Here is a 19,956-nt window from a genome sequence, read left to right as displayed (position 1 = left end):
TTATGATAATTGTTTTTCATAGGACTCTTGAAATTTTTGAATATCTCCGGCTCCCATGAAAATAATGACACTATTTTCATGCTTGTTTAAAACAGAAGTATTTTCTTCTGATAGGACTTCAGAATTCTCAATTTTGTCTTGTAAATCTTTTATTGTTAGCTTGCCGTGATTTTCTCTGGCCGATCCAAAAATTTCACACAGATAGGTTTTGTCCGCCTGACTTAAGCTTTCAGCAAAATCCTCTAAGAAAGCTTGCGTACGTGAAAAGGTATGCGGCTGGAAAACAGCGACAATCTGCTTATCTGGATATTTCTGCTTAGCCGCGTCAATCGTTGCTCTTATTTCAGTTGGATGATGGGCATAATCATCAATTAAAATTTGTGATCCTGCTCTTTTTTCCGAGAATCTTCGTTTTACACCTTGGAACGTTTGTAACTGTTCCTTTACTATTTCCACATCGATTTCCTCGTAATGACATACGCCGATGACAGCCAGAGCATTGAGTACACTATGATCACCAAACGTAGGAATGGAAAATTTGTCATAGAAGGTATTGCGAATAAATACATCAAAGCTGGTTCCATCAGTTGTCTTTACTATATTTTTGGCTTGATAGTCGTTTTCTTCACCAAAGCCATAGAAAAGAACGGGAACCTTTGCCTGAATTTTTTGAAGCTGTTCATCGTCCCCATAAGCAAATATACCTTTTTTAACCTGCACTGCCATTTCTTGAAAGGCAGAAAAAACGTCATCAATATTGGCAAAATAATCCGGATGGTCAAAATCAATGTTTGTCATGATCGCATAGTCAGGGAAGTACGATAAGAAATGTCTTCTGTATTCACATGCTTCAAAGACAAAATACTCTGCCCTTTCCTCGCCTTTTCCTGTTCCATCACCAATTAAAAATGATGTTGGTTTTGCCCCGGCGATAACATGGGAAAGCAATCCAGTTGTCGATGTTTTTCCGTGCGCACCTGTTATGGCAATGCTTGTAAAGTTTTGCATAAAATCGCCTAAAAAACGATGGTACCGTATGATAGGAAGTCCAAGTCTCATAGCCTCTTGTATTTCCTCATGGGAATCGGGAAAGGCATTTCCCGCAATGATTGTCATGCCTGGCTTTATGTTTTCCTTTTGAAAGGGAAGAATCGTAATCCCCGATTGCTCAAGAGCCAGTTGTGTAAAAAAGCGCTTTTCGACATCGGAGCCCTGCACCTGAAATTTCATATCATGAAGAACTTGTGCGAGTGCACTCATTCCTGACCCCTTTATACCTACAAAATGGTAAATAGTCATAGAAGAACCTCCAACCAACGTAATACTGGTAAACAGTATATGAAATCTGTCTGCATTTGCTAATCAGTATGTAAACACACGTTGTTTTATTATTATAAGAAATCAATACAATATTATAGCACTATTCTGTAATAAAAACTATTTGTTGCCCTTCCCCTTACAGTCGCCCTCATCATTATACTATTTAGTATCTGTCCACATCCATAAAGAATACAAAAGATTAGCTCATAATACTAGTCTTGCATCGATTGTAATTCAGCTTCCGTGATCAAGACTTCACGTGGTTTGCTGCCATTTGCACTCGTGATATACCCGTTTTGTTCAAGCATATCCATTAATCTCGCGGCTCGGTTATAACCAATTTTGAAGCGTCGCTGCAAGCTGGAAGTTGAAGCATTGCCATGATTGACGATAAACTCACAGGCATCATAAAACAATTCGTCCTCTTCCTCGATAACCTGCGCTTTTTTTAGCAATTCTTCTTGTTCAAATAGGTAATCAGGCTCTTGCTGCTCTCTTACGTGCGCAACTACAAGGTCTATTTCCTCGTCCGAAACAAATGTACCTTGCAAACGGACAGGTTTGGATGCACCATTCTCTAAGAATAGCATATCTCCACGGCCAAGGAGTCTTTCAGCACCACTTATATCAATAATAGTTCGTGAATCTACTTGAGATGACACCGAGAAGGCAATTCGCGTCGGGATATTCGCCTTAATTAATCCTGTAATAACATCAACCGATGGTCTTTGCGTTGCCACTATCAGATGAATTCCACAAGCCCTCGCTTTTTGAGCGATCCGGCAAATAGCCTCCTCCACATCAGCTGGCGACATCATCATTAAATCTGCCAGCTCATCAATAACGATCACAATGAATGGCAATTTGTCTGAGTATCGTTTATGCTGAACGGCTAATTCGTTAAAACGATTGATATCACGGACGCCTGTATGAGCAAAAAGTTCATAGCGCCGTTCCATTTCATCAACTGCCCATTTTAAAGCAGCCGTTGCTGCCTTGACATCCGTAATAACCGGGCTTACGAGATGTGGAATCCGATTATAAGGGGCAAGCTCTACCATTTTCGGATCAATCAGCAAGAGCTTTAAATCCCGGGGATCGGCTTTATATAACAGACTAATCAAAATCGAGTTGATACATACACTCTTTCCGGATCCTGTAGCCCCAGCAATAAGTCCATGCGGCATTTTTTTCAAATCGGTCACGATTGGATTCCCGGCAATATCAAGTCCAAGCACTGCGGTTAATGGCGAAGCAGATTCCTTAAAAACCATACTCCCAATGATTTCATTTATCAATACAGGCCGTGACTTTTGATTAGGTACCTCAATCCCAATCGTATGTTTTCCCGGGATTGGCGCCTCGATCCGGATATCCCGGGCTGCCAGACTTAATTTAATATCATCACTTAAATTAGTGATTTTATTTACTTTTACCCCCGGTTCTGGCTGTACTTCAAAGCGGGTAACGGACGGTCCTTGGGTGACATTGACTACACTTGCTCCTACGTTAAAGTTCTTAAGGGTTACATTCAATAAATCCTTTTGGCCATCAATCCAGTCTGTATCAAGTACTTCTGTTACAGGAGGGCTTAACAAATTAGATTCTGGAAGTACATATAATCCATCATTCTCGACTTCCTCACGGGCTGATGGCATTTTGATAACTGGTCTGTCTTCAACAGATATTTTCTCTTGCTGAGGCAGCCGCTCTTGTTCGAACTCTCTTTTGCGATTTCTTTCTTCCCACTTTTGTTTATCTTGCTTGAGCATCATGACATTAAAAGGCAGACGAGACCGTGCGGATGGGGGGGCTGGTGTTTCATACACTGCCTCACCTCCTGTTTCCGCTTGGTCATGGTTTTCATCCTCTTTTCCAAATGCAAGTTCATTTGTTTCCGTCTGGACATTTTCTTTAATTACAGTTTCATCAAACCCAGATTGAACATTTGCCTCAAATATTAGCTTAATGGCTTCCTCTTGAACCTGATCCTCATAAATTTGCTCTCCAGCTTCCGCTAAAACCTCTTCCTCATAGGCAGGTTTAACAGCTTCTGAGTGGTTATCGTTCTCAAATGAAAGCTCATTAGATGCTTGTTCCCATATCTCTTTTCCAGGAAGGTAAGATTCTTTCACTATCTCCTGAGTTTGACTCATTTGATTTATATGACTTTGATTGATAATCTCTTTCGTTTCATTTTCAAGTGAACCTGTTTTAAGATTTGCATTTGTTGGTATGACATTACTCACTTGGTCATCAAGTTGATCATTAAAAAAGTGACTTAATTCATGCTCAACAATGGCCGTCGTCTTTTGTGGTCTGTTAAACCCGAAAACAGGTGAAGGTATCTCGGTGGGATGAAACGGGCCGCGAGGGCGTGCCTTTTGCTCTTTTATGACCGGCTGTACCTTTGGAATTTCAGGTAAACTTTTAGTGTTTTCTAGCAATTTACTTTTTTTAGGTGATTCTACCTTACGCTTTGTTCGGCTAGTTACCTGCCTAGTATTTGATCTTATAATCTTTTGCGGAGTACTGCCTCCTTTTGGATATTGATAAGCTATTCTGGCATCTAAATCCTTTAAGCTATCCAATTGACTGGCGGAATTGTGATCCCCTAGTTCCCTATGGAGGATATAATCCGTCATTTTGTCCCCGTCTTCCTCTTCTTTCCTTAACTTTTGGAAAAAGTTTTGGATCCAACTCAAAACTATCACTCTTTCTTGTTCATCTATCATTCTATTTTATCAGTTTTTCTTATTTTATCGACACAATTCTTAAGAATGAGTCGAAATATGTTCGAATTGGATACAATAGGAAAGGTACCATGAAAAAAGACCACATGACGTGATCCCTTTCAAGGTCTCATTTATTTTTTCCTAGAATAAAAATTGGCTCTAATTCACCATTCTCATATAAAAAAGACAAGGCAGTTATCGGCACCCTTCCACTCGCAAAAAAGCTCATCGCCATTTGGGCAATCACATCATAGCCCCTGTCATTGCGGATGTCCGCGATAATTAATACATCTTGATGCGGAACAGCGAGCACCATGGTTCCTGTAATCCGCTTCTCCATTTCACTGAGGAAACCTTTATTTAAGATTCGGCTGGCATCATAGCCATCATTGGTGTTAAGGAAATAAAAGATATTTCCTGCCACTTGGTCCTCCTTAATAGGAGTTGAAAGAGACCTAACATTAAATAAAGCCATCTCCTTGATTGTGTTGGCACACCATCCCTCTTTTTTCATCATTCGTGTATCAATCAATCGATAAGTACTTCCCATGTCAATCGCATAATAAATTTTTGTTTCTGCGGTATGCTCTTCCGTCAGAAATGGTACACCCTCTTCTGCTTCGACTGGAAATGAAGCCGACCGAATGACCGGAAAAATTTGTTTAAATTGATCGTTTAGGTCAACAGTGTTCTCCATTGCTTGCAAACCTTGTTCAACATAATAAACGATTTCATCGATGGCTTTTTCTTTTTCAATTTGCCATTTGGCGATAACTCCTGGTAAGGCGATGCTAATCCCTTTCCCAGATGATTTATTTTCGATTCGAAGCTGATCCTTTTCTCTGTCATAAGTAATCAGTCTACCATCCGTTGCCAAACGTGTCTCTAATGTCTGGCGCATCAGTCTACTGTCCATTTTCATTGTTTACCTCCATGGTATGAAGTTACCGTTCATTTTACAGTAAGTAACGACAATAAAAAACCCCTGCTCCACAAAGAGAAACAGGGGTCTCTATCTCTATTACTTCAGACCAGAAATAAATGATTCAATTTCTTCTTGTGTTTTTCGGTCTTTACTGACAAAGCGTCCCAGTTCTTTTCCGTTCTCATACGCAATAAAGCTTGGTATCCCATATACATCCACCTGTTGGCATAGATCAATAAATTGATCACGGTCAACATGAATAAATGTAAAATCGGTAAACTTCTCTTCAATCTCTGGGAGCACCGGCTCAATAAAACGACAATCCCCACACCATTTTGCAGAAAACATAAATATAGTTTTATTTTGATTACTTAGTGAATCAAATTGTTCGATTGATTCTAAATTTTTCAAAGTGAACGCCTCCGTTTTTTCATCTTACCTATATGATAACTTTCCTTTCAAATCATAACAGTATACGCTTTATGGAGTCTAATGTTATGCATAGTCTTACCTATCGGTTCCACAATCATAAGTTAAGATTATTCAGCCTGGGAATAATAGCTAAATTGACCTACTAATAGGCTGGTTACATGTGTAAACATATCGACCCGGTTCACTAAGCCATTGGTAAAAATGCCAACCGCACCTTCATGTTTTCTAACATTCTTCTTTTTTGCAAAGTCATCCATAACAGGTCCTAATTCCTCTCCTGCTCTGAGCCTTGCCGCCACTTCTTCCGGCAATAGGAATCTAGCTCCTCCGGCAATTACCGGCTCCTTACCGCTCGCTGCAAGAGCTCCCCAATTACATAGCAATAATCCGTGGCTTGTCTCTTGTACTCCGCCTTCAAGACCGATCCCAATATCACCATTACCTTGTTCTAACGCCCCAACCGCCCGATTAATGGCACCTCGTATCGTTTCTTCATCAGAAAAAGGCTGGTCGTTCACACCAGATGGGATATCTATTGAAATAAATTCACTGTCTTCTTGTCGAAAGCTATTTTGGACAGCTGTAATTTTAGCAGGATTCTTTGATCCGATAACAATTCTCATGTTGAATCTCCTCTTTCCACATTGAAGAGGAGGCACAATGGATGCCTCCTATTTATTAGCTATTTGATTTGATGGTATTTACTGTAGTTTGGTCGCATGCCTTAACGAGTTTCACCAATAATTCTTTGGCTGCCGCATAATCATCAACATGGATAATGGAAGCATGTGTGTGGATGTAACGGGAACAAATGCCAACCACTGCACTTGGTACCCCTTCATTGGATAAATGAACACGTCCAGCGTCTGTACCGCCTTGTGAAACAAAATATTGATACGGAATATGATTAGTTTCCGCTGTATCAAGTACAAATTCCCTCATCCCGCGATGGGTAACCATGGAACGGTCAAGAATGCGAAGCAATGTCCCCTTCCCAAGCTGGCCAAATTCATGTTTATCACCTGTCATATCATTGGCTGGGCTGGCATCAAGGGCAAAAAAGATATCCGGCTTAATCATATTGGAAGCAGTTTGAGCGCCTCGCAAGCCGACTTCCTCTTGAACGGTTGCGCCTGAATAAAGGATATTTGGCAATGACACATCTTTTAGTTCCTGAAGTAATTCAATTGCCAATCCACAGCCATAACGATTATCCCAAGCCTTAGCTAAAATTTTCTTTTCATTGGCCATTGGGGTAAATGGGCAAATCGGCAGGATGGCCTGACCGGGTTTAATGCCAATCCGCTCAGCATCTTCTCGGTTGTCAGCTCCGATATCAATTAACATATTCTTTATTTCCATCGGTTTGTTTTTCTTTGATTCATCTAATAAATGCGGCGGAATAGAACCAACCACGCCTATAACAGGTCCATTCTTGGTCATGACTTGGACACGCTGGGCTAGAAGCACTTGACTCCACCAGCCTCCCAGCGGTTGAAAGCGGATCATTCCGTTCTCCGTAATTGCTGTAACCATGAATCCAACTTCATCCATATGCCCTGCTACCATGACGGTTGGTCCTTGTTGATTTCCTTTTTTCACCCCAAAAATACTGCCCAAATGATCTTGCACCAATTCATCTGAGTATAATGCCAGCTGCTCTCTCATGAAATTTCTAACTAAGTGTTCATTTCCAGGTGCCCCCGGAAGCTCCGTTAAGGTTTGAAAAAGCTTTAGTGTTTGTTCATTCATGATAAGACTCCTTTTATGTATTTACTTTCATGACTTGCTCTTTTTTTTCTTCATTACGGCTCTCCTTCTCCATTTTACAAAATCCTCCCGCCTGTTACCAATAAATCATTTTCCTTCCGTAATATTATCCACTTAACTGTAAATACGGTATACTGAGAAGAGAATCTTTTTGTAATCTTTTCCTATTTCGGAGGTGGATGAATGAACTGGAAGTCTTTTTTTCTAGGTACAGCGGTAGGAATAGTTGGTGGTTATGTTACCAAGGAAATCATCACACAAAAAACAAATGTTTCACCAGAGAGGGTATTGGCAGCAGTCAAAAAACATTTTCAATTGAATGGCCCAGTATCTGGCTCATGGATACATATGGAAGCAGAGCCCTACGAGAAAAGCCAAATGACGTATCGTGTTTATAAAGGCGGAATATCCCAAACTATTGACGGAGAAATCCAGCAATATGAATTTATCGCCGATGCTCAAACCGGTACAGTCATAGACCTAATCCCTTTTTCTTCATAATATGAAAAAGCCGCATCCATAAGTGATGCGGCATTTCTTGTTTATTGCTCCCTTTTAATACTGGCAACAAGCTGCTTCCCGTCTGAATCCCATTTTACAGCCCGGTAAAAAGCATCATGGTAGAAAGTAAACCATGCATTTTTCTTTAGCCCAAATGGAATCCACTTTTGCTTTGCGGCAATGGAAGTCATAGGGTAGTCGTCGTAGGCCATAACCCATAAAACATTTTGATGAGCGTGTGTCGCCATAAGGTCGGCCATATGAATACAGGTCTCACCCCCATCTTCAATCATAAGAATCGAATGTCCATCACTATGCCCGCCCGTATGGATCATCATGATGGCTTCTAATTCCCATTTTTCTGCAAAAGGGACCACCTGCGCTTCTACTGCTTCCCAATTTTCCAGCCAATATGTATTTCTGGAGCGAATATTGGGGCTTTGCATTTCGTCCCACTCGATTTGAGAAGTAATAATCTGTGCATTTGGAAAGGTTGAGACATACTTCCCATCCACCAGCTTCGTCAGCCCGCAGGCATGGTCAAAATGTAAATGAGTCATTAGAACAAAGTCGATATTTTCTGGTGTTAAACCTATTTGTTCTAAAGATTCCTCTAACTGTGATTCTTTTGTTACTCCATAATTTCTTAATTGCTTCTCCGTTAATTTTCCTTTTCCCAATCCTGATTCAACTAAAATATTTTTCCCATTCATTCGAATTAAAATTGGGTCTGTTGGAAGTTCAATTTGATTCTTTTCGTTTACCGGATATTTTTTTGACCATAACCCTTTGGGAACGACCCCAAACATGGCACCACCATCAAGGTATGTGACACCGCCGGATAACCAAGTAAGTGAAACATCGCCAATCTGTAAAGTTTCCACTCTCCACTCCCCCTTTCCCTCTATATTAACATTATCTGGATGTTTTTATATAAACAAAAGACAGCTCTTAGAAAAGAACTGTCCCTGCCATCAGTTTTGATATTTTACTTCACAACGATAAATCCGTTTTCCTTGTTCAGAAAATTTCTGCTCATATTCTGTCATAATGTTGCCCTCATACTCACTTTTGTGAAGATCAAGACTCACATATTTCAATAATAAACCATAAGAAGAGAAGCTCATCAGGGAGTACTCAAATAACCCCTGATTATCGGTCTTAAAATGAATTTCCCCGCCATCAACCAAAATATCTTCATAACGCTTTAGGAAATCTTTATAGGTTAATCTTCTTTTTTCATGGCGGGCCTTTGGCCATGGGTCTGAGAAATTAAGGTAGACTCGGTCAACATCATTTTTTGTAAAGTATTTATCCAGGTCCGCTGCATTTACTTGTAACAGCTTGAGATTGGGTAAATCTACTTCTATCAGGCGATCCAAAGCAGCAACAATGACACTGACGTACAGCTCTATACCGATATAATTTATATCTGGATTGGCCTTAGCCATTCCCGTGATGAATTGACCTTTACCTGTACCAACTTCAATATGGAGAGGCTGGTCTTTTTCGAATGCTTCATGCCACTTACCTTTGAAATTTTCTGGATTTGCTACTACATACTGTGGATGCTGCTCTATTTTTTCCTTTGCCCAAGGTTTATGTCTAAGTCTCATTTTGACACTCCTAAAAAACATTATCTTTCAAAAGATACCATGCCAATCTCTTTCATGCAAGCTAAACTAAATGGAAAAAAGGTTTGCGTATAAACAAAAAAAGAATCCACAAGCTAACTGTGAATTCTTTTTTTAAATTGTCAAGCTCCAGCGCCTAGCCCCTCGAGTTCACAAGCTTATCCGCCCAAAAGGCAAAAAGCACCTTCCGGCCGGCTCGAATTGGGCTTGGCTACAGAAAGCTATCGCTTTCTGTACGCATTAAGGGCGACTAGTCTTTGGCCCTGCTTACGCTGGCCAGTCAACAAGACGCCCTAGATCGGGGCTGAACAAGGCGCTTGAGCTTTTCTTATTATTCACTTGAAAGGATGTGCTTTTATGCCATTAAGTCATGGTGACCAAGTTACACTGCTAAAGGATATTTTAAACAACCACCAAACAGATTGCTGTGGGTCTGTTAGCGAATGCGAGCAATTGGAGCGTTTAGTAAAATCTCTGATGGTTAACAACCAAATTGATTCGAATGTTAAAAATATCTTGCAGGAAGTATATCAATACAGTCAGCATGGTACTCAATCCGCTGATTTAGATCAGCATATCTTATCTAATCAGGAAAATTTATCACAATGGGTAAATGATATCGACCAATTTTCATAACTAGAGGATATTTTGCAAAAAATCAATCCAATTATTCATTTCTTCAAATCGATTTTTATTTTTATACCACTGAATAGAAGATAGGGTTTGAATGGTTACATACCATTTCATTCTAAGTTTTAGATGATTGGTTAGCTCTTTACCATAAAGATTTAACCAGTCCTCCCAATTTTCTTCAGGAATGTACCAGTAAAGAAGCAATCCTAAATCAATGGCAGGGTCAGCAATCATGGCTCCGTCCCAATCAATCAAATACAACTGGTTGTCTTCTGCAAGCAGCCAGTTGTTATGGTTGACATCCCCATGACAAACCACTTTTTCATCACAATATACATGTAAGGCTTCCTCTTTAAGAAAGTTGATTGCCTTTTGTGATTCAGGTAAAGAAAGTACCTGTTCATCCAATTCCTCGATGACTGACTGTAAAATAGGCTCAGGATTTACCGGCGAATTTTCTAACCGGCTTAACATTCCAAGCATTGGTTCTGAACAGTGTATTTTCTTAAGCAATCTGGCTACACTCTCTTGGTTCATTTCAGAGGGCTTTAATTCCCGGCCAGGAAGCCATTGCTGTGCTGTTATAACATCTCCGTTTTCCAATCGTTTTGTCCATACAAGCTTTGGGACAATGCCCTCTGCTGATAGTACTGCAAGGAATGGAGAGGAATTCCGCTTTAAAAAAAGCCTTTGATCCTTATATTCTGCATAAAAGGCTTCTCCTGTTTTGCCTCCAGCTGGGATAACTTCCCACTCTTGTCCTAGTAAATGTTCCAAAATTGCTCACCTTCAATTTATGCCGTTCTAATGGGCTTAATCCTCTGTAAAGCCGAGGTAAAACCTGTGCTGTAGGAAGGTTTATAAACCACAATTATAACAATAGCCTTTTTTTAAATAAAAAAAAAGCTATTGAAACCATTGCACACAATAGCCATCTTATTAAATTTTATCTCCTATTCCCTTTTTTCGTCAAGTAATCTTTCAAAAACTATTTTTTCAGCAAAACATTTAATGAAATGGGTTCAATTAAATATTGGGACTCTTTTATAAAATCATTGGCAGTGGTTCCAGCAAACTGGTGATTGGCTAATATTCCCCAGTCCCCCTCTGGAAGGGTGATCATTTGGGCTTTGGAGGAAGGATTAATAACAAGAATCAGTTCCTCTTTAGGTAATTGATAAAAACAGCCGGCAACCGGAGCCGGAAATGACAACGCTTGTATGTGAGCGCAAATTTCCTCCGCTGTTCTCATTCGAAAGCATGAATACTCCCGGCGGATTTTAATAAGACCCTTGATGTACTCGACATTGTCCTTATACTTACTTTTCCGTTCCCAATCGAGTTGATTAATCACATCTGGAGAACGATAGCTATTTCCATCTCCTTGTTTTGTTCGGAAGAACTCCTGTCCACTGTGAAGAAACGGGATACCTTGTGATAGTAGAACAATTGCTGTGGCAAGACGATGGTATTTTTTCCGAATAGCCGGATCAGCTTCGGAATAACAGCCCTGCAGTTTATCCCAAAGTGTATGGTTGTCATGACATTCGACATAATTGACAGATTGCTGTGGGCTATTAAAGACACGAGTACTCTTTTTGGTAAAACCGATACTGCCAGTGATCACCTCAATTGCGGCATCCACCAAATGCTCGTTCCCTATGGCATAGCCTTTATCAAACAAGTTAAACGTACTTCCTTTTATGATGTCTCTAAATTTATCATTAAACTGTCCAATTTCCGGTATTTTTGCCTGATTTGCTATGGTTGCCTTTTGTGCGGCCGGCAGAGGAGTATTAAGGTTCCAGCCTTCACCAATAATTAAGATCCCCTTTGCTAAACTGTCACAAGTCTTTCTTACCTCATTCATCGTTGTGACGTCTAAGATACCCATTAAATCAAATCGAAACCCATCGACTTGGTACTCTTCCAACCAATAGCGGACACAGTCAACAATAAACTTCCGTACCATTCTACGTTCTGAGGCAATATCATTTCCAACACCCGTGCCGTTAGAAGGCAAACCAATATCGTTATGACGAAAATAATAGCCTGGGACTATTTTTTCAAAGGAAGATTGTTCACGTATATAGACATGATTAAAAACGACATCGATAATGACCCCTATACCTTGACTGTGAATCTGTTCAATTAATTTTTTTAGTTCAATGATACGGGAATAAGGATCGGATGGATTGGTTGCATAACTTCCCTCGGGAGCATAGAAATGGAGAGGATTATATCCCCAGTTATACAGTTTTGCTGGGTTTAATTCATCCACTCCGGCAAAATCGTTCAGCGGGAGAAATTCTAGATGGGTAACCCCTAAATCTTTGACATATGATAAGCCAGTTGCATCACCATCTGGACTTTTTGTGTCCAGTTCACCGGCACCTAAATACAGCCCCCTATGTCTGACACCGCTATGGGGATGAATCGTAAAATCACGAATATGTGTCTCATAAATAATCGCCTCAACTGGGTTTTCTAAAGGCGGTATTCCGAGTCTAGGCCTAGCAGTCTTCTCCGGAAGTACAATCAGACCTTGCTCCCCATTTGCTGTTACTGCCTTTACATACGGGTCTACAGCCTCTCGCCATTCTTGATTGACAAGAACCAAAAAGCTATATTGAAAAAGCTCCAACTCGCGGTGAAGATAGACAGACCAAACGCCGCACTCCTCCCGCTTCATCTTGATGATTTCTGAATATCCATTACCAGATGGGCGTAATTTTAATTTGACCCCTGTCGCTGTTGGTGCCCATAGTTTAAAACAGGTTTGCCCGGCCTGAAAGGTTACACCGAGGTCGTTCCCTTCATAATAAAATTTTTCATCAAATTGATCTGTTCGAATCACTGCGCCTATTTGTAAATCTGTTTTCCCACCATACTCATCAAAAATCCAATACAGCTTGCCAAAGGAAATTTCTCCTTCAAATCGGCAAATATATTTAAAGTGTTCCTCAATTTCCGTCTTCTCCAAAATGACTAGGGGTGTCTTAACTGCATCCGCTGCCATGTAGAATGAAGTGGATATTCCGTGATGGTATGAATGGGGAAGAAGGATAGTAACGATGTTCATTTCATCTAAGTAAGCAAAAAAATTTCGGTCAGCAGAATTCATTCGAATCCCTCTCCTTCAGATCAACTTCTTCCTTCCCGCGACTTCTAGATAACACCTCTAAGGCTTTCGCTTGAAGGTGAATCGAAAGTGGGGTGTATCCGATATGTTCCCCATCAGCATGAACATACTGTGTTTCTGCCGAATAGATAGTTATATTTTTCCCCTTCAATGTTTTTACTTCTTTAAAATGGATGTGCCTTCCCCAAAAAACACTTATAAAAACGAATAAAAGTTTCAGCCTGGATAGTTGATGGACAACTGTTATATCAAAAAAACCATCATCGGGGTTGGCATCCGGTGCAATTTTCATGCCGCCGCCGTAGTAAGGCTGGTTAGATACAGTAACAAACCACGTTTGTTCAAATATATGCTTTTTCCCGTCAATTGATAAATCAAATCTTCCAGTTTTATAAGTAAATACATTTTTTAATAGAAAATAGACATAAACCAGCCTGCCTAATGATATTTTATTTAACAATGCCTTTATACGGGATTGATTCACTTGATAAGAGATAACAGCATCAAATCCAGCACCCATATTATTAATAAAAAAGTGTTCCTCCCTATTAGTCAGGCAAACTTTACCGATATCAATCTGCTTTCCTGGCCGCTTCCGGAGGCGAAGAATGGCGGTTAAAGCCTCTTTAGGATTGGCTGGAATTTGAAAGCCTCTTGAAAAGTCGTTTCCTGAACCGCCAGGAATAAAACCAAGTGTTATGCTTTTGTCATTCGCAATCCCATTTAGCACTTCATGGATGGTTCCGTCTCCGCCTACTGCAATCATCAGCTTTTCCTGCTGATCGCTGCAGGCAATTTGTTTGGCAATCGATTTAGCATGACCAGGGTATTCGCTAAAAAAAGCTAAAAAGGTGATCTGGTCATCCTTCAGTTTGGATTCAACTTTTTTCCATATTTCTAAGCAGGATCCATTACCAGCTTTTGGATTAATAATAAAATATATCTGCTTCATAAAACACACCTTTTAGTGGGATTCAATCATTGTAATGGGAATATGGTTACGGCTTCATATTTTGGGGTTTGGTCAAGATGTGTTTGATAAACAACAACATCTTCAACTTTAAATCCAAGTGGTTCCGGCTGTAATTGATCCCAAACATTTAACAGCTCTTTTTGAAACACTCCCTGCCCCTTCCATTTTCTCGCTAACGTAATATGAGGTTTAAAGGGGCGGGTTTCTAGTTGAAAGCCTGCCCTCTCACATCCTGAAAATACTTTTTTTCTAATTGCAGCCAGCTTATCGCTGCTTTCTGTATCGGCCCAAAAAACCCGAGGAGAATCAGCCCTCCCAAATATCCCTAGTTTGTTTACTTTTAATGTAAAAGCTTCCTCGCTGCTAATGCTCTCTTTTACATAATTTTCAGCAGCTTTAAGGTTCTCCGGCTCTGCTGATCCTAAGAATGCTAATGTTATATGTAAGTCCAAATGATGAACCCAGCGGCTAAATAGGATCTTTTCCTGTAAACTTTCGATATGATTCTTCATGATTAATTTTGTAGTTTCAGGAATTCTTACAGCGAAGAAATAATGTGGTCGTTGATTCATATAAAACCTCTCAATCCTTTTTTTAATTTTAGTCTATTTTCTCCCAATTGTATCTACAATCAAACAGTCTCACAGGCGATATTTTTTACTTTTATTTTTTTTTTCATTATCATTGAATTAGAAGTCAAAATAAGTTTAGAAGGGGTAGCCCAATGAGAGTAGTGGACAATATAGCTGAATTAATTGGAGAAACGCCGCTTGTAAAATTGAATCGTGTAGTTCCTGAAGAAGGGGCTTCGGTTTATTTGAAACTCGAATTTTACAACCCCAGCAAAAGCGTAAAGGACCGTGCGGCCTATAATATGATTATCGAAGCTGAAAAAAGCGGAGATTTAAAAAAAGGCTCCACGATCATTGAACCAACGAGCGGCAACACGGGTATTGGGATTGCAATGAATGCTGCTGCTAGAGGTTATCAAGCGATTATTGTGATGCCTGATACGATGACAAAGGAACGGATCAGCATACTCGCGGCATACGGAGCAAAAGTAATTCTTACCCCTGGAGATGAAAAAATGCCAGGAGCCATTAAGAAAGCACTGGAATTAGCAAAAGATATCCCTAATAGTTTTATCCCGATGCAATTTGAAAATCAAGCAAACCCGGATGCTCATAGACATTCTACTGCTGTTGAAATTATCGAAGCCATGAATGAAATCGGTAAACCCCTTTCAGCTTTCGTGGCAACAGCCGGAACAGGAGGAACCATTACAGGAACAGGAGAGACTCTTAAAGACTATTATCGAGGATTATCTGTCCATGTGGTCGAACCAAAGGGGTCTCCGGTTCTGTCAGGGGGTAAACCCGGTAAACACAAACTAGTTGGTACAAGCCCTGGATTTATCCCTAAGATTCTTAATGAAGAAGTTTATGATGAAATCCACCCCATTACAGATGAAGATGCCTATGAGATGACAAGAAAATTGGCCAAAGAGGAAGGAATTTTGGTAGGTCCCTCTTCCGGTGCAGCATGTTTTGCCGCGATTGAGGTTGCAAAACGCCTATCTAAGGATGAGGTCGTTGTCTGTATTGCCTGTGACACTGGAGAAAGATATCTTTCAAGTGATTTATTTTAATTGTCACTATAAACACTCTATGTAACCCAAAACAAATTTTATGCTAAAAGACATTTTTAACTAAAAATTCAAACAATTAATCATAAACCAAGGACCTCCCCCCATACTCTATAGTATGAAATAATTTAGGAGGCGGGAAAAACAGACGATTACCATTAATTACCGATGATAATTTTGTATTCTTTACTATATTGGTAGAAATTTTCTGAAATTATGGGTACAATAAGGTTAGATGTATGACATCAGGTAACTACTGTATCCATTGTTACATTCCATTTAAAGGAGATGTCCGCGCGGAAAAGAAACTACATATTTCTTGAAGAGAAATCTTCAAATAGGCTGTCGGTAGCTGGATTAAGCCATAGGTTTGAAATTTAGGATAGGGAGTGGTTCTTTGAAACCTTCAACTAACCGGATGTTAAACCGCATCAAATGTATCTACATGTTTATTCGAAACAACGGCACTGTCACGACCCAAGAACTTGTAGAGGAATTTGGTATCACTCCTCGCACCATACAACGAGATTTAAATGTCTTAGCCTATAATGACTTGGTCATTAGCCCAAGCCGCGGAAAATGGACAACAACACAAAAGAAAGTGAAGATGACATCTTAATTGTAAAATAAAAATTAAATAATCCGCATAAAAAAGCATGCGATTCTATCGCATGCTTTTTACTGTTTAGGAGCAAATGCGGACGAAGCGCAAAGCTCAGCGCCACTAGGCGCTGAGCTAAGTTCGACTAACTTTTTTCCCCCACAATTAAATCTTCTATTCTATTTGACAGGTATAATAATTATGATATATTAGTATAGAAAAATGCTTTAACGCTTAAAAGCGTCTAAGTAAAAAAGAAAAAAGTAGGTACCTATATGAAAAATAATCAGCAGCAAAATTTAAAAAAGGGGCTTCTGCCAAGGCATGTCCAGTTTATTGCCCTTGCGGGGATGATCGGGACAGGAATTTTTAAAGGCAGTTCCGATACCTTAAATATAGCCGGACCAAGTGTAATTGTAGCCTATTTAATCGGTGGGTTATTGTTATTTATAATCATGGCAGCATTAGGCGAAATGGCACTGGCTTTCCCAAACTTAAATGTACAGCATTTAGTTAACAAAGCTTTTGGATTCCAAGTTTCCTACCTTGTTGGATGGCTATACTGGATAAATTGGATTTTAGTCACGATTGTTGAGTTATTAGCAGCGGGAAGCTTTCTTCAATTTTGGTTTCCGTCTGTCCCATTATGGCTTCTCAGCTTTCTATGTGCGATTGTCATCGTCGGCATCAATTTATTCCAAGTAAAATACTATGGTGAGCTTGAGTTTTGGTTTGCCGGGATTAAAATAATTGCTCTGATAGCCTTTATTATCCTAGGATTTTTACTTCTCTTAGGTTTAATTCCAAGCAATGTTCACGATCCACTCTCAAACTATACAGGGCATGGCGGTTTTTTTCCGCACGGACTTGGTGGAACCTTTAATGCCTTTTTAGTGGTTATGTTTTCTTATGGCGGGGCTGAATTAATTGGAGTCGCTGTTACTGAAACAAAAGATGCGGAACGCGTCTTGCCGAAAATTATTAAAGGTGCTGTTTGGCGCGTCATCATTTTTTATGTTTTGCCGATCCTAATCATTTGCGGAATGATGCCTTGGAACAAAGTGAATGGTCAAGACAGTCCATTTGTTCAGGTTTTTAGTAGTACAGGCTTACCTGGAGCTGCCCACCTCATGAACTTTGTGCTCTTAACTGCTGTCCTTTCAGCAGCCAATTCCGGTATCTATGCCACGTCGAGAACCTTGCATTCTATGGCCCAAAGTGAGGTTGCACCTAAAATTCTTGCAAAGGTTTCTTCAAAGGGTATACCGTTTATTGGGATTATGGTAACAAGTATTTGTATTTTGGTTGGTGTTTATTTAGCTTATTTAACACCAAGTCAAGTCATTGGCTACCTTATGACAATCCCTGGCTTTACGGTCATGATTATTTGGATGAGTATTTGTGCAGCCCAGTTAAAGTTAAGACCGCATTATAAAAATAAACCATCCTTTAAAGTAAAGTGGTTTCCTTATACAACAATCTTTGCACTCCTATCATTAATCATCATTTTTATTGGATTTTTATTTAATGCCAATAATTTGATTGGGACATCTGTTTGTATTGTAACAATTGTCCTTCTAATCATACTATCATTCATTAATAAAAAACCGAAAAGTAACAAACATCGATAGTATTCAGCTTTCAAATACGGAAGCAATAATAAAACAAGTAGCGATAGCCATTTGGTTTTCGCTACTTGTTTTTTTACTGTCCATTTTCTGAGTTTGAATCATTTGATTCTAAAAAACGCCCAAGTGCACCCAGTTTATTTTCCCAAAACAGCTCGAAATATTGGAGCCAGTCTTTTAGTTCAACTAATGGTGTTGGTTCTAGCTTGTACCTAGTTTCCCTGCCGACCTTCCGCTCCTTAACTAATCCAGCTTCAGATAATACTCTCAGATGCTTTGAAACAGCCGTCCGGGTAATCGGAAAATGTTTGCAGATTGCGGTAACTGGCATCTCTTGGTTACTAAGAAGTTTCAAAAGACTTCGACGGGTAGGATCAGCAATCGCTTGAAAGACGTCATGTTTTGCTAATGGAGCTGCCATTTATGCCTCAACATACGCTTGGAGTTTTTTTACAAGACCTGCCCAGCCTTGGTTCATGTTGTCACGAATCGGTGTATGCGGGGCACCAAATTCAGTTACTTTATTAATATCCCATCCGCCATGGATTAACGTTAATTCTGTTTGCTTCTCCAATTCTTTCAATTCAAATGTTAAGGTCCAATCTTTTCCCCACTTAAAAGAAAGACGGTTTGGAGGGTCTACCTGTGTTACCTTACATGGTGACATACCAAATTGACCTGCATTTATATGAAACTCATGACCTTCTATGGGCTGAAGATCATTCGGCATAAACCAAGCACTCAGCCCCTCTGCTGTTGCAACTGCATCCCAAACTTTAGCAATTGGCGCATTATAAACGACTGTATATTTAATATCCTCTAATGTTGCTTGTGATTGATTTTCCACTAAGAATCCTCCTCGATTGACCTCCAAATTACGAAACCATTAAGTTTCATAACGCAACTATATAACACCTTTTGGTTTCATGTCAATCGTTTATAAAAAGAGCCCATGTATTGAGCTCTAAACAATATTCTTTCCATAAAAGATCTCATCCATCTCTATCTTTAATCTTTTCGTTATTTCGATGTGTTCATCTGGTGTTAGTCGTTCTTTGGTATAACCAAATAAATAGTTATTGAGATCGAATTCTCTGAGTTTGCATTTTGTGTGAAAGATATTCTCTTGATAAACATTGACGTCAATCATATCAAAAAGTTCTCCGACATCTTCAGGAATGTAATTCTGAATGGAGTTTATTTCGTGATCAATAAAGAGTTTGTGGCCGCTTTTGTCTCTTGTAAAGCCGCGGACTCGGTAATCAATGGTCATTACATCTGTTTCGAATGATCTTATTAAATAATGGAGCGCCTTTAAAGGAGAAATTTCACCGCAGGTTGAAACATCAATATCTGCACGAAATGTACTAATTCCCTCATCAGGATGAAATTCCGGGTATGTATGAACCGTGATATGACTTTTGTCTAATTGCATGACCACTGATTCAGGAAGCGGTCCTGGTGACTCTTCAAAGGATTCTGATGGAACATCATGTGTTACGGGTCCTTCTGAGACTAATAAAGTGACACTTGCCCCGGCCGGTTCAAAATCCTGACTGGCCACATTTAAGACGTGGGCCCCAATAATATCTGCGACGTGTTTTAATATCTTTTGTAATCTATCTGCACTATATTGTTCATCAATATATTTTAAATAGGCTTCCCGTTCTTCTCTCGTTCTTGTGAAGCAAATGTCATACATATTAAAGCTTAAAGACTTGGTAAGGTTGTTGAAGCCGTGCAGTTCTATTGCCTGCTCGTGTGTTAGTTTCATGAAAGGTTCCCCCTTAGTAACACTTCTTTAATGTGTATTTATTTGTATGGTACCCATTTTTATACTTCGTTACTTATTATTTGATGAGAAACCACTGGAAACAATATGGGCCTACTAGCAAAAAAACGGCTTTGGTTAGCTGCTTAAAGATGAAGTGGTGTTTGGAGTAGGATGAAATTTAGACAGGGCATCGTCAAAAAAATGAGGTGGTAGCCGATGTTGGTTGATCTTCGGACATGGCTC

At 39.7% G+C, this 19,956-nt stretch carries 20 protein-coding genes; 5 read left to right on the top strand and 15 right to left on the bottom strand.

The window, feature by feature from the left end; translation table 11 throughout:
- From murC to V7077_RS17615, 6 genes are all read right to left on the bottom strand, one after another.
- Nucleotides 1-1,299: a UDP-N-acetylmuramate--L-alanine ligase gene (gene murC / locus V7077_RS17640; RefSeq protein WP_335504286.1), complete on the bottom strand. Its 1,299-nt coding sequence runs from the start codon at nt 1,297-1,299 to the stop codon at nt 1-3.
- Nucleotides 1,300-1,532: 233 nt separating this feature from the next.
- On the bottom strand, nt 1,533-4,025 hold the full coding sequence (locus V7077_RS17635) for a DNA translocase FtsK (RefSeq protein ID WP_335504284.1): 2,493 nt from the start codon (nt 4,023-4,025) through the stop codon (nt 1,533-1,535).
- Nucleotides 4,026-4,182: 157 nt separating this feature from the next.
- Complete coding sequence (locus V7077_RS17630; protein WP_335504351.1) at nt 4,183-4,971, bottom strand: DUF1444 domain-containing protein; 789 nt, start codon at nt 4,969-4,971, stop codon at nt 4,183-4,185.
- A 105-nt stretch (nt 4,972-5,076) separates the two neighbouring features.
- The gene (locus V7077_RS17625) at nt 5,077-5,391 is read right to left on the bottom strand and encodes a thioredoxin family protein (RefSeq protein WP_335504282.1); all 315 of its coding nucleotides are present in this window, start codon (nt 5,389-5,391) and stop codon (nt 5,077-5,079) included.
- Nucleotides 5,392-5,519: 128 nt separating this feature from the next.
- Entirely contained in the window at nt 5,520-6,035 is a 516-nt protein-coding gene (locus V7077_RS17620) for a DUF84 family protein (RefSeq protein ID WP_335504281.1), read from the bottom strand.
- Between the two features lie 55 nt (nt 6,036-6,090).
- Entirely contained in the window at nt 6,091-7,164 is a 1,074-nt protein-coding gene (locus V7077_RS17615; RefSeq protein WP_335504279.1) for a M42 family metallopeptidase, read from the bottom strand.
- Nucleotides 7,165-7,365: 201 nt separating this feature from the next.
- Here V7077_RS17615 and V7077_RS17610 point away from each other — a divergent pair, with 201 nt between their 5' ends.
- Nucleotides 7,366-7,683 (top strand): PepSY domain-containing protein, encoded by a 318-nt coding sequence (locus V7077_RS17610; protein WP_335504278.1) that lies wholly within the window; start codon nt 7,366-7,368, stop codon nt 7,681-7,683.
- A 41-nt stretch (nt 7,684-7,724) separates the two neighbouring features.
- Here the strand turns inward: V7077_RS17610 and V7077_RS17605 are convergent, their stop codons facing one another.
- Together V7077_RS17605 and trmB are read right to left on the bottom strand one after the other, a co-directional pair.
- Nucleotides 7,725-8,567 (bottom strand): YtnP family quorum-quenching lactonase, encoded by an 843-nt coding sequence (locus V7077_RS17605; RefSeq protein WP_335504276.1) that lies wholly within the window; start codon nt 8,565-8,567, stop codon nt 7,725-7,727.
- 90 nt (nt 8,568-8,657) lie between these two features.
- Nucleotides 8,658-9,299, bottom strand: a complete 642-nt coding sequence (trmB, locus tag V7077_RS17600; RefSeq protein WP_335504274.1) for a tRNA (guanosine(46)-N7)-methyltransferase TrmB — start codon at nt 9,297-9,299, stop codon at nt 8,658-8,660.
- A gap of 375 nt (nt 9,300-9,674) precedes the next feature.
- Here trmB and V7077_RS17595 point away from each other — a divergent pair, with 375 nt between their 5' ends.
- Nucleotides 9,675-9,953, top strand: coding sequence for a YtzH-like family protein (locus tag V7077_RS17595; protein ID WP_335504272.1), 279 nt, complete (start codon nt 9,675-9,677; stop codon nt 9,951-9,953).
- On the opposite strand, the gene V7077_RS17590 is transcribed toward V7077_RS17595, so the two are convergent.
- The 4 genes from V7077_RS17590 to thpR form a co-directional block, all read right to left on the bottom strand.
- Nucleotides 9,954-10,727: a phosphotransferase family protein gene (locus V7077_RS17590; RefSeq protein ID WP_335504270.1), complete on the bottom strand. Its 774-nt coding sequence runs from the start codon at nt 10,725-10,727 to the stop codon at nt 9,954-9,956.
- 211 nt (nt 10,728-10,938) lie between these two features.
- On the bottom strand, nt 10,939-13,074 hold the full coding sequence (pulA, locus tag V7077_RS17585; RefSeq protein WP_335504269.1) for a type I pullulanase: 2,136 nt from the start codon (nt 13,072-13,074) through the stop codon (nt 10,939-10,941).
- Nucleotides 13,061-14,044 (bottom strand): diacylglycerol/lipid kinase family protein, encoded by a 984-nt coding sequence (locus V7077_RS17580; protein WP_335504267.1) that lies wholly within the window; start codon nt 14,042-14,044, stop codon nt 13,061-13,063. Before V7077_RS17580 ends, pulA begins: the two co-directional genes overlap by 14 nt.
- Nucleotides 14,045-14,070: 26 nt before the next feature.
- Nucleotides 14,071-14,637 carry an RNA 2',3'-cyclic phosphodiesterase gene (gene thpR, locus V7077_RS17575; RefSeq protein ID WP_335504266.1) on the bottom strand — a complete coding sequence of 189 codons (567 nt, stop codon included), beginning with the start codon at nt 14,635-14,637 and terminating at the stop codon, nt 14,071-14,073.
- 152 nt (nt 14,638-14,789) lie between these two features.
- Here thpR and cysK point away from each other — a divergent pair, with 152 nt between their 5' ends.
- From cysK to V7077_RS17560, 3 genes are all read left to right on the top strand, one after another.
- Nucleotides 14,790-15,713 carry a cysteine synthase A gene (gene cysK / locus V7077_RS17570; protein WP_335504263.1) on the top strand — a complete coding sequence of 308 codons (924 nt, stop codon included), beginning with the start codon at nt 14,790-14,792 and terminating at the stop codon, nt 15,711-15,713.
- A gap of 394 nt (nt 15,714-16,107) precedes the next feature.
- Nucleotides 16,108-16,329, top strand: coding sequence for a DeoR family transcriptional regulator (locus V7077_RS17565; protein WP_215044196.1), 222 nt, complete (start codon nt 16,108-16,110; stop codon nt 16,327-16,329).
- Nucleotides 16,330-16,586: 257 nt separating this feature from the next.
- Nucleotides 16,587-17,942 (top strand): amino acid permease, encoded by a 1,356-nt coding sequence (locus V7077_RS17560; protein ID WP_335504260.1) that lies wholly within the window; start codon nt 16,587-16,589, stop codon nt 17,940-17,942.
- A gap of 73 nt (nt 17,943-18,015) precedes the next feature.
- On the opposite strand, the gene V7077_RS17555 is transcribed toward V7077_RS17560, so the two are convergent.
- The 3 genes from V7077_RS17555 to speD all read right to left on the bottom strand — a co-directional run bounded on the left by V7077_RS17555 (nt 18,016) and on the right by speD (nt 19,713).
- Nucleotides 18,016-18,360 (bottom strand): ArsR/SmtB family transcription factor, encoded by a 345-nt coding sequence (locus V7077_RS17555; protein WP_335504258.1) that lies wholly within the window; start codon nt 18,358-18,360, stop codon nt 18,016-18,018.
- A complete protein-coding gene (locus V7077_RS17550) occupies nt 18,361-18,786 on the bottom strand; it encodes an SRPBCC family protein (RefSeq protein WP_335504256.1) in 426 nt (141 codons plus the stop codon).
- 117 nt (nt 18,787-18,903) lie between these two features.
- Nucleotides 18,904-19,713: an adenosylmethionine decarboxylase gene (gene speD, locus V7077_RS17545; protein WP_335504254.1), complete on the bottom strand. Its 810-nt coding sequence runs from the start codon at nt 19,711-19,713 to the stop codon at nt 18,904-18,906.
- Nucleotides 19,714-19,956 lie beyond the last annotated feature (243 nt).

Origin of the sequence: Neobacillus vireti (assembly GCF_036962465.1) — a bacterium.
Classification (GTDB): domain Bacteria; phylum Bacillota; class Bacilli; order Bacillales; family Cytobacillaceae; genus Neobacillus; species Neobacillus vireti_B.
This window is presented reverse-complemented; position numbering and strand designations above follow the sequence as displayed.